Origin of the sequence: Nitratifractor sp. (assembly GCF_015487065.1) — a bacterium.
Classification (GTDB): Bacteria; Campylobacterota; Campylobacteria; order Campylobacterales; family Sulfurovaceae; genus Nitratifractor.
Genome location: NZ_WFQN01000009.1, coordinates 1 through 10,960, shown reverse-complemented (window position 1 = coordinate 10,960; position 10,960 = coordinate 1). Strand labels below are relative to the sequence as shown.

The window sequence follows — 10,960 nt, the reverse complement described above, 5'->3', positions numbered from 1 at the left end:
TCTTCGTCGGCGCCGGGGTCAATCTGGGCCATACCCTCAGCGTCGTCGATGCCCTCTACTACTCTCAGGTCCTCGACGGGATGCTCATCCCCATCCTGATCCTCATCGCCTGGATGATCTCCAACAATCCCAAAATCATGGGGACCTATCTCGCCAGCCGTTTTGAAAACACCTTCGCCATGCTGGCCTTTGGGGTCACGGTGGCGCTCAGCGGTGTGATGATCTGGCAGTGGCTCTCTTGATGGAAATACGGAGTATAATGACAGGTTTGAAAACCGGATCGTTCTTCAGAGATGTAGGGTGGGCCCTGTGGGCCCACCGATTCACAGGCCAAATATTTTTGGTACTTGATTGATCAAAATCGGTCATCGGATGATTGAGTCTACAGAAAGGTCATCATCACACGATAAGAAAAAGGACCCAATCCATGCTTCTTCAACTCTTCAGCCTTCCGGTACTGGTCCTGATGAAATACGGCTATCTGGCCCTGTTCATCTGGAGCATACTGGAGGGGGAGATCGGTCTGATGCTCACAGGCTGGCTTGCCTCCATGGGAGAGGTCTTCAGCTTCGACAAGGCCTATCTGGTCGCTATCGCCGGCGCCTTCATCGGGGACAACGCCGTCTATCTTTTCGGACGGCTTTTCGAACGCCGGGCCATGGAGTGGCTGGAGCGCTCCTCCTGGAAAAAGGAGCGCATCCTGGCCTGGTTTCGCCGCTGGGGTGCCGGGCTCATCGTCTTTGAGCGATTTATCTACGGCACCCATATCCCGGCTTTGTTGACGATCGGCCTTTCGGGCTATCCCTATTGGAAGTTTCTCTTTTTCGACATCATCGGCATCCTCCTGTGGGCGGCCACCTTCCTCTCCATCGGTTATGAGTTCGGCCAGCAGGCGATCAACCTGGTCCTTTTCGTCCAGAAAAACTTCGTCCTGGTCCTCTTCGTCGGTTTACTCTTTTTCACGATATTTTATGCGTTCAATTCTCAAGACACTGAAGGAGACAAAGAATGATTCTATCCTACCTCTCGACCCTCCTGCACGACACCATCGCATTGATCACCATCCTCAACCCCATCGCCGCCGCCGGCCTCCTGGTGACAATGGTCTCGCCCCCCACCCCGGCCAATATCTATCCGGCGGCCTGGCGGGCGACGCTGACGGTGCTGGTCGCTTCCCTGGTTACCCTCTTTACCGGAGAGCTCCTTTTCAGGCTCTTCGGGATCAATGTCTACTCTATCAAGGTCATCGGCGGAATCATTCTGATGCTCATCGCCGTCAACATGGCCTACGGCCAGCCCACCAAGGCCCGTCACACCAAAGAGGAGCAGGAGGAGGCGGAGGAGAAAGAAGATGTTTCCATCGTCCCCCTGGGAATCCCCATCCTCTTCGGCCCCGGGGTGATCGCTACGATCATCGTCCTCAACCACAACGACTTCGCCCGTTACGGCCTGATCCCCTCCTACGGTCTGGTCACCGTTGCCATCCTGCTCTCCGCGATCGTCGTCTACTTCACCCTCCGTTACTCCGGGATCATCAATCGTGCACTCGGAGTCACCGGCATGAAAATCATGACCCGGATCATGGGGCTCATCGTCGGCGCCATCGCCGCTCAATTCCTCATCGACGGCGTCAAAGGACTCTGGGGATGAGAAAAGCTCTGCCGATCGCACTTCTACTCTGGCTGATAGGCCTGATGCCGGCAGGAGCCGCCGATATCAACGCCACGCTCGTCAAGGCCGATGTCTCGGTCTATGAAAAGCTGCTCAAACCTCTCGAGAGCGAAGCCAACGCCACCGGCAACACCGCTACCGGCTCGACGGATGAACGCACCCTCCAGATTACCCTGCTGGAGCGACTCATCTCCCTCGCCCAAAATCCCCCCGTCTTCCAAAAGATCCCGACTACCGTCCCTGCCGATGAGCAGGAGTATCGCCTCCGTTTCGGTCAATACGAAAGCTGGCTCGACGCCAAAGCCCGGCTCCTGAAGCAGCTCAAAAGCCTCGAGAGCAAAGTCCAGGCCTTCAAAGATCGACTCGATGTGATCGTCCCGACACAAAAGAACCGATCCAGGATTCAAACGCTTCAGCTGCAATTTGCCTATTACCGGCGCAAGCAGCTCACCTCCCAGGCGAAACTGGATCACTACCAACAAGCGATTGACGCAACACCGAAACTTTTTGTCAAGGCACTCAAAACGATCCGACTCGACGACACCAACGCCGTGAAGCGGCTCAAACAGATCCGCGAAACTCTCGCGGATCTGGAGAAGAAGATCCAACAGTTGGAAATCCTCAAAGAGCGTGACGACCTGCTGGGGAAAAACGCCGATTCCCAAAAGGTCTCCACCGAGATCAAAAGCCTCAAACTGGGCCAACGCTCCTTGCATCAAAACGAGATCATGGAGCTCTACATCCGCTTCTCCTCGGCGCTGAAAGCGAAACAGGAAAAGGAGGTCTTCGCCCTCGAGCACCGCATCATGACCCTCGCTCCCCAGGCCTTCGACGAGACCTCCATCCCCGATCTCTCCAAGCTCCTGGAGAAGATGGAAAAAGCCTTCCTCGGGCAGGTCGGCACTCTCAAGGGGGCGACGCTCCAAGAGATCCAAAACGTCACCGACTCCCTCTGGAAGGAACTCAACCGTCCCCTCTTCTCCATCAACGACACCCCCATCAGCGCGTTCAAACTGATTGTGGCGATCTTGATCTTCGTCTTTTCGATCATCCTGGGGGCCCTCTACAAAAAGAGTATCCAGAAGCTCTCCTTCCGCTCCCGGACCATCACCCCCTCGACCCAGACCCTTCTATCGAACCTGGGCTTCTATCTGATCGTTCTGATCGCCTTTTTCACCATCCTCAAATTCCTGGGGATCAACCTCAGCTCCATCGCCCTCATCGCCGGGGCCCTCTCGGTGGGAATCGGTTTCGGCCTGCAAACCATCGTCTCCAACTTCGTCTCCGGACTGATCCTGATGTTCGAGCGCAGTATCAAGATCGGAGACTATCTGGAGCTGGATGAGGATCTCCGGGGGCACGTCAGCGATATCCGGATGCGCTCGACCACCATCACCACCAACGACAACATCGACGTCATCGTCCCCAACCAGGATCTGATCCAGAACCGGGTCATCAACTGGACGATGAAAGACCAGATCTGCCGTTTCCGCATCCCCTTCGGCGTCGCCTACGGCACCGATGTGGACAAAGTAGAACGGGTCATCCTCGAAGCGGTGAAACAGAGCGGTTTCGATGATATCTATCGGGACAAAAAACGCCACGAGAGAGTCGTCATGACCGGGATGGGAGACAGCAGCGTCGATTTCGACCTCTATGTCTGGATCAAAGGGGGCGAGATCCACTACCCCCGCCGCACAATTTCCCGTTTCCTCAAACTGATCTACAAAGCCCTCTACGCCCACGGCATCGAGATCCCCTTCCCGCAGCGGGATCTACATCTGCGTTCCAGTGACATTCCTCTCACGCTGCAGATCCAAAAAGTCGAAGAGGGCAAGGGATCCTGATGGAGACCTCGCCGACGACCCGATCCTTCCCCACCCGTCTGCTGCTCCTAACGCTGCTGGCAGGCCTGCTGACGGGAACGGCGGTGACTCTCTATGTCCTTTCGACCGAGGGGCTGACTCACCTACTCTTTTTCGGCAATCCTCTCTCCACCTACGACACGCTTCCGGTCTGGTATCTCTATGCGGTCCCGACGGTGGCGATCCTGATCGTCAATCGTCTCATCGCTCTCGACCCCACCGTTCGGGAATACGGCGTGGCCGAAATCGCCCAGGCTGTCGAAGAGAAACGCTACACCGTCACCCTCCGGGGGTTGATACTGAAAATTTTCGCTTCGGTCCTCTCACTGGCTAGCGGTTTCAACGTGGGTAATGAAGGTCCCTCCGCCGCCATCGGCGCCATGATCGCCCACAAACTCAACGCCCTTTTTCATCTGCCCAGGCGTTTCGTGACGCTGCTGATCAGCATCGGGGCCAGCAGCGGGATCGCCGCGGTCTTCGTCTCACCGGTGACGGGGATCACCTTCGCGCTGGAGAATATCGCCGCTCCCTTTCTCGAGCGTTTGGTGGGTCCTATCATTTTGGGAGCCGCCGTCGCTTTCGGTGTGGCCAATCAGTTTCTCGAGCCCCTGGTCTTTCACTATTCGACCGGACGCCGTTTCGACTACGACTATCTCCTGGCCTCTTTGCTCTTCCTTCCCGTGATGATCGTGACGCTGGGACTCTATCTGATCCTCAAAAAGCGCCTGCTGGCGCTTCTGGATTGGCTGATGCATCGTCGACTGGGACGCTGGCGCAATCTCTTCTTCGCCCTCATCGGCGGGGCAACGGTCGGCACACTACTGCACCTGGCCCCTATCGCCGCCTTTTCGGGGCATCAGATGGTCGCCGCGCTGATCAACGGCCAGATCCATATCTCTCTACTTTTGATCCTAACGGTCGTGCTGCTGCGGATCCTGGGGACGGTCATCGCCATCTACGCCAATGCCGTGGGAGGACTCTTTTTGCCCCTGATGAGCATCGGGGCCCTGGTGGGCTACGGCTACGGCGAAGCGCTCAATCTCTACGGCGGCTTCGCCGTCCACTCCTACGCCTTCGCCGCCATCGGCGCGGCGGTCTTCATGGGGGTCGTGATGCGCCTGCCTCTGACCGCCGTGGTCCTGGCTCTGGAGATCACCTACGACTACAATATCATCGTCCCCACCGCCGTCACGGTGGTGCTCAGCGGCTATCTGATGAACCGGATTTTCGGTATCGAGAAGCTCACCGCCGACAGTCCTACATCTCTGGAAAAAACAACGTTTCGTAAGCCAAACAACAAAGATTCCCAATAGATAGCGTATGTTTTGGGTTCAAAGAGATGATTTTATTCTCTTTAATCCCTCTGAAATCTCTTCGAAGCTGCTGTTTGTAAAATTGAAACGTATTTCATCACTTGCTCCGTTGAATTCGGCCCCCGGCACAAAAACAACACCTTTTCCCAGGCATATTTTTGCCAATTTCACAGTATCCACCCCTTTTAACTTTCCATAAATAAACATTCCTCCTCTGGGACGCGTGTATTCAAAGTCCGGTAAATACAGATCCAGTTTTTCGCAGAAAAAGTTCATTTTCTTCCGATAGCTTGTTCTAAGTTTTTGTAAATGTTTTCGAAAAGATTTCCCATCTTTTAAATACTCCGATATGATTCTTTGGGAGATTCCTGACGTGTGCAGGTCCATCGCTTCCTTGTAGGCGATAAGCGGCGAAAGAAGCGCCTTATCGGCTCGGATCCAACCTACACGTAGCGAGGGTGCAAGCATTTTGGAAAAAGACCCCAAATGATAGCTTTGTTCAGGAACCAACTGACTGATGCTATTGTGTGGCATATCAAAATAGAGTTCACTGTAAGGAGAATCTTCTATGAGCACTATCTGTGAGTCACGTATTGCCCGTGCTATTTCTTTGCGATTTTTATCTGTATAGCATGTAGCACTTGGGTTTTGAAAATCGGGGATCAGATAGGCCAGTTTGGTTTGGAGAATACTTTTTCTGAAGAGATCCGAATCTATGCCATCTTGTGACAATGGCATATCGAATCTATTTAAGTTGTTTAACCTGAAAATATTCAAAGCTCCGAGATAGCTCGGCTTTTCAATGGCAATCGAAGTTCCGGAGTAATATCTGCATATGATATCCAGTCCCTGCTGGGATCCGGAAGTAATGAGAATATTCTCCGCGACTGTCGGGAATCCCCGATCACGGTAATATTTCGCTATCTGCTCTTTCAAAGGTGCATAGCCTGTAGAGTGTCCATACTGGAGACTATCGGCATTTTCCAGAACCCTCTGTGCGGCTTTTTGCAACTCGTCTAGAGGAAAAAGCGAAACATCGGGCAAACCGCCCGCGAAACTGATCGTATCGCTATCGATATATTCGAGTATTTCTCTGATAAACGAGCGCTTCATTTTTTTGCCTTTTTGTCTTTATTGTATTTTTATACCGACTCCCATTCTTTACTATTTATGCTTATTTTATTATCTATTTTTGCTAAAATTTGGAAAATGCAGGTTCGCCCAAATTACGAAATCATGATGAACAGTCTCAGGAATTTATGAAAACGATCACACAATCCCGACATTCCAAACTGGCCAACGATGCACTCTACTACATCTACCGTCATATGGAAACAGACATCAACATTGATGAACTCTGCAAGATTCTCGGTGTGAGCCGTTTTCACTTCCAGCGTTTGTTCAAGGCTCAAATGGGAATGAATATTTATGAGATGGTCAAATCCATACGCCTGCAAAAAGCGGCCAGTCTGCTGATTACCAATCCGAGTTCCACCGTCACCCAGGTGGCCAATATGTGCGGTTATAGTTCTCAGACATCCTTTATACGAGCCTTCAAAGCACGCTTCTCAATGACACCGACACAGTGGCGACAGGGAGGGTATAAAAAATACACTCAGAACATCATTGATACATCCGACTTTGCTTCAGCTTCAATAGCATCCTATAAGAATCTGGAACCCTGTATCGTCAAACAACCGGATATTCGCGCTTTTTACATACGACACAAAGGCTATTCTCCCAAAGTAAAACAAATATGGCAAAAAATCCAGGCCTGGATCTATAGCAATGAAATTGAGAATTACACTTCCATAGGTATCTATCATGACAACCCCATCGTCACACCGTTGGAGGAGTGCTACTATATCGCGGCGATTCAGGTAGAAGACAATACACCTTTGGAAAACACTTCGTTGCCATCCTTTGTCATACCCAAAGGCCTTTACGCCAAATTTGATGTACAGGGAAAATATGGCGATATACTCAAACTTATACAATGGGTCTATCAAGACTGGCTCCCCCAAAGCGGTTATGAAGCCACTACGCTACCCTCTTATACGATTTTCAGGAAAAACCATTTTTTATCGGAGGATGGAGAATTTGACGTCGCATATTATTTGTCTGTCAGATTGAGATAACACAATCTGCAGAAACAAAATCAAATTTTTTTGAGCACTCTGTTTTCCGTTAAGATCCAGCCTTCATCCGGTGGGCTCGAAGAGCCCACCCTACTCGACTATTCCGCATCAGAGGACGAATCACGTTTCTCCATCTCATGCAGCTCTTCGCGCAACTGCTTCCATCGTCGGTTCAGATCTTGGCCGTCGCCGTAGCGCAGGAAATGCCAATAGCGGGTGGGCACGCCTTTGACCCGCCGGGCGTGGCGGATGGGGCACCAGAACTGCTCGGTGCGGGAGGCGATCTCCCGGACATAGTCGATCAGACCGTTGAAGTAGCCGCAATAGACGCAGTTGAGTTTCTGCAGTGCATTGAGATAGGGCAATCGATGCCGATCCAGGGTGATATAGTCCCGACGCCGCACTTTGGGAATGCCGTAGACCGGGAAACAGACCGCCTGATAGACCGTGACACAGAGATCGAGGATAACGGCAGGCACGATCATCCCGTAGATCACCGGAGCGGTCAATCCGTAGGAGATTTTCCCCCGGCGGATATAGTCCAAAAGGCCGATCCGTTCTTCGGCAAAATCGCAGGAGACCTTCTCTCTTTCGTCCCGGAGTTCCCGGTAGAGTGCCTCTTCCGTCTCCTTCAGCCGCTGCGCCAGCTCCCTCACCCGCTCCCGATCGACCATCCTATCCCCCTTTTGAACTCAACCCAAACTATGCATTAGCCGGCACGCCATCTGCATAATTTGGGTTCAATGAAACCCTATACGTCATCCCGGGCTTGACCCGGGATCCAAGCGTTGGAATACCTCATAATGCCGGATCCTAAGTCAAGCTCAGAATGACGGAATCATTCCCTACTCTTTCCAAAATGATACATCAATTCGCCTCACCCTCCGGCAGGAATTCCGAAGAGGACCACCGTCGCCGCCATTGCCGCCACCAATGCAAAGCCGAAAAACTTACTCCAGCGATGGGGAATATCCTCATGCTTGGCCGCCGTCAATGCCGCCACCATACTCTGAAGCATATAGTAGACGGCAAAAGCCTGGGAGGCGTAGGTGATGATCTGGAAGATATTGGAGCTCCAGACGATCAAAATTCCGCCTACGGCAATGATCAGATAGCCTGTCGCCAGCGTAATCCGGCGACGGCTCAGCTCCTCCAGCAGACCGCTGCCTCCCTGCGCATCGGCGATGGCCGCGTCGAACTGGGCGATGAGCGCCAAGACCAGCAGCATCACCGGCAGCACCAGCGCCACATGTTTGCTCAGGGTGATGATCGCCGTATCCTGTCCCTGGGGCGGGAGGGGATAGTTGAAATAATAAAGCATCAACGCGATATAGACCACATAGATCCCCCCGCTGATCCACTGGGCGTAGCGCATGGTGCGGATCCGCAGCAGGGGCGGGAATTTGTCCCCCAGATAGCGGGAGGTCTCGAAGCCCTGCACCACGATCAGCATCCCCAGCAGGATCCGCCAGTCATGCAGCGTCGGGTTTCCCGTGGCGGGCAGATGCCAGATTCCCGCTTCCCACGCTTTCCAGTTTCCCCAGACCAGACCGGCCAGGAGTCCCCCGATGATCCCCAGTTTCAGCGCTTCGAAACGCCCCAGGAAATTGAAGCCCCGGTGCCGGCCGTAAACGGCGATGAAGATCAGTACTGCCGTCGTGATGGTATGGGAGAGGGTCGGATTGACCACGTTGACACCTCGCAGCAGAAAGTCCCCGAAAAGCGCCAGATAGTAAGTGACCGAAACCACATAGGCAAAAGAGAGCGCCCACTGGGAGAGGATCTCCAGGCTCCTGGGAGCCGGGTGCAGGGTCCCCGCCGCCAGTTTGGGCTCGACGTGGTGGATGTTGAATCGGATCGCCGCCCCGATGAGATAGGCCAGCGTCACCAGACCCGCCATGGCAAAGGCCGCGTAACGTCCCATACTCATCTGCAGAATCGGTGCTACGACCAGGAATCCGCTTCCGATAATGGAGGCCAGCGGGATCACCGTCGCGGCCCACCAGGAGCTCTTCTCTACCGGTTTGGAAAAGAGCAGCAGCGTCAGCACCAGTGTCGTGAAGATGACGATAACGTTGGCGATCATATCCGTTTCTCCTCTTCCCACCTTTTAATATTAAACAGGTCCACGATCTGCCGGGTGACGATCCGCTTCGTCGCCAGACGCAACCCGATCTCTACCAAAAAGGCCAGCGCAAACGCCCCCAACAGATAATAGCCGATCATCGGTTCATGGCGGCTGGTATAGACCAGCGTCATTCCCGAGATGGCGAACATCGCCAGGGCCGCCAGAGTGACCAAGACCGGATTGGCTCCGGTCTCTTTGAGCCGCATCATATGGCCCACGTGGGTGAGACCCTGCACTACCAGTACCGCCAGGGCCGCGACGGTCGTCACCTCCGTCAGGTCAAAGAAAAGGACAAGCGGCACGATCAGCAAGGTACTGATGATGAGCCCCTCGAAGGAGCGGAAGACGTTGTAGCTGTAGATTTTGGGGAGGTTGCCCTCTTTGGCCATGGTATAGCCGATGTCGGCAGTAGCATAGAGGGATGCGTTGATCGCCGAGGCGGTGGCCAGCAGCGCCGTGGCCGCCATGATCTTGAAGCCCCAGACACCAAAGACCGGTTTGGCCGCCTCGGCCAGGGCGTAGTCTTTGGTCTCTATCACCTTCTCCAGCGGCAGATTTCCCAGCACCGCGACCGCCGTGACGATATAGAGCAGCGCCACGATGGCGATCGCCCCCATCATCGCCCGCATCATGGTCCGGGCGGGGTTTTCCATATCCTCCACCGTATTGGTGATGACGCTGAAGCCCTGATAGGCGAAAAAGGTCAGTCCCGTAGCGAAAAGCATATCTTTGAGCGGCGGCATCTGAGCGGCAGAGAGATATTGGGGCTTGACAGTAAAAAGCGCCGCGATGGCAAAGACCGTCAATATCGTTACTTTGATAATGACGATGAGATTTTCGGAGCGGGCCACGAAGGTGGCACCGATGAGATTGACCAGGAGGAAAAAGCCCAGAACTCCCAAGGCGAAGGCGTCCACCACCCAGCCCTCGGCTTGCGCATGCCAGAAGGTCGCGGCGTAGGTACCGAAACTTTTGGCGATGGCGGCGATGGCGATGAGCCCGGCGAAATAAAAGAGCACACTGGCCGCCCCGGAGAAGACCCCCTCGCCATAGCCCTGGACCAGATACTCCACAATCCCGCCCCGGGAAGGGTAGCGCAGCGCCAGCTTGGCCAGGGAGTAGCCGCTCAGCAGCGCCGCGATGCCCCCCAGGACGAAGGAGAGCCAGACGATGTTTCCGGCGATGGCTCCCGCCTGGCCGATGACGATGAAGATCCCCGCCCCCACCATGGAGCCGATCCCCAGAAAGATCGCGCTCCAGAGTCCGAAGGCTTTGGCGTTGCCGTCTTGTGATGACATATCCATCCCTATTTTACTATTTTAATATTTATTGATATATAAGCTAACGGGAGCTTTTCTGTAGGGTGGGCACTTTGTGCCCACCGAATCAACCATCCGGTTATCAATTTGAGTAAATCAATTACCAAGAACGTTTGGCCTTTGAATCGGTGGGCTCATAGAGCCCACCCTACCTCGGGATTCCGGTAGATGAACGTGTTGTTATTTCCAGTAATACAGAGCGTCCGCTCCCAACTGGGCCTCGATCTCCAGGATCCGATTGTATTTGGCCAGGCGTTCGCTGCGGGAGGCCGATCCGCTCTTGAGATGCCCCGTCCCCATCGCCACGGCGAAATCGGCCAGAAAGGTATCGGCCGTCTCGCCGGAGCGATGGGAGAGGAAGGCCCGCCAGCCGTGCTCGATGCACAGTCGCACCGCATCAACCGTCTCGGTGACGGAGCCGATCTGATTGAGCTTGATCAGCGAGGCGTTGGCGGTGTGTTGTTCGATGCCGCGCCGGATGAATTTGGTGTTGGTGACGAAAATGTCGTCGCCCACCACTTCGATC

9 protein-coding genes and 2 pseudogenes are annotated in these 10,960 nt (G+C 54.1%); 6 read left to right on the top strand and 5 right to left on the bottom strand.

What is annotated here, in order from left to right; translation table 11 throughout:
* The 5 genes and pseudogenes from F8I07_RS00405 to F8I07_RS00385 all read left to right on the top strand — a co-directional run.
* Window positions 1-242, top strand: a pseudogene (locus F8I07_RS00405) (divalent metal cation transporter); the annotation flags it as partial.
* A 185-nt stretch (window positions 243-427) separates the two neighbouring features.
* Entirely contained in the window at window positions 428-1,012 is a 585-nt protein-coding gene (locus F8I07_RS00400) for a DedA family protein (RefSeq protein ID WP_292654279.1), read from the top strand.
* Window positions 1,009-1,650, top strand: coding sequence for a MarC family protein (locus F8I07_RS00395; RefSeq protein ID WP_292654276.1), 642 nt, complete (start codon window positions 1,009-1,011; stop codon window positions 1,648-1,650). The genes F8I07_RS00400 and F8I07_RS00395 overlap by 4 nt, the downstream gene beginning before the upstream one ends.
* Window positions 1,647-3,518 (top strand): mechanosensitive ion channel domain-containing protein, encoded by a 1,872-nt coding sequence (locus F8I07_RS00390; protein WP_292654274.1) that lies wholly within the window; start codon window positions 1,647-1,649, stop codon window positions 3,516-3,518. Before F8I07_RS00395 ends, F8I07_RS00390 begins: the two co-directional genes overlap by 4 nt.
* Window positions 3,518-4,849 (top strand): chloride channel protein, encoded by a 1,332-nt coding sequence (locus F8I07_RS00385; RefSeq protein ID WP_292654271.1) that lies wholly within the window; start codon window positions 3,518-3,520, stop codon window positions 4,847-4,849. Before F8I07_RS00390 ends, F8I07_RS00385 begins: the two co-directional genes overlap by 1 nt.
* 18 nt (window positions 4,850-4,867) lie before the next feature.
* On the opposite strand, the gene F8I07_RS00380 is transcribed toward F8I07_RS00385, so the two are convergent.
* Window positions 4,868-5,962, bottom strand: coding sequence for a PLP-dependent aminotransferase family protein (locus tag F8I07_RS00380; protein ID WP_292654269.1), 1,095 nt, complete (start codon window positions 5,960-5,962; stop codon window positions 4,868-4,870).
* A 146-nt stretch (window positions 5,963-6,108) separates the two neighbouring features.
* Between F8I07_RS00380 and F8I07_RS00375 the strand changes: the two genes are divergently transcribed.
* Window positions 6,109-6,987 carry a GyrI-like domain-containing protein gene (locus F8I07_RS00375; RefSeq protein ID WP_292654266.1) on the top strand — a complete coding sequence of 293 codons (879 nt, stop codon included), beginning with the start codon at window positions 6,109-6,111 and terminating at the stop codon, window positions 6,985-6,987.
* A 98-nt stretch (window positions 6,988-7,085) separates the two neighbouring features.
* Here the strand turns inward: F8I07_RS00375 and F8I07_RS00370 are convergent, their stop codons facing one another.
* The 4 genes and pseudogenes from F8I07_RS00370 to F8I07_RS00355 all read right to left on the bottom strand — a co-directional run.
* Entirely contained in the window at window positions 7,086-7,661 is a 576-nt protein-coding gene (locus tag F8I07_RS00370) for a hypothetical protein (protein ID WP_292654263.1), read from the bottom strand.
* Between the two features lie 203 nt (window positions 7,662-7,864).
* Window positions 7,865-9,073: a hypothetical protein gene (locus F8I07_RS00365; protein ID WP_292654260.1), complete on the bottom strand. Its 1,209-nt coding sequence runs from the start codon at window positions 9,071-9,073 to the stop codon at window positions 7,865-7,867.
* Window positions 9,070-10,413, bottom strand: a complete 1,344-nt coding sequence (locus F8I07_RS00360; protein ID WP_292654258.1) for an APC family permease — start codon at window positions 10,411-10,413, stop codon at window positions 9,070-9,072. Before F8I07_RS00360 ends, F8I07_RS00365 begins: the two co-directional genes overlap by 4 nt.
* Window positions 10,414-10,614: 201 nt before the next feature.
* Window positions 10,615-10,960: pseudogene (locus tag F8I07_RS00355) on the bottom strand (phosphopyruvate hydratase); the annotation flags it as partial.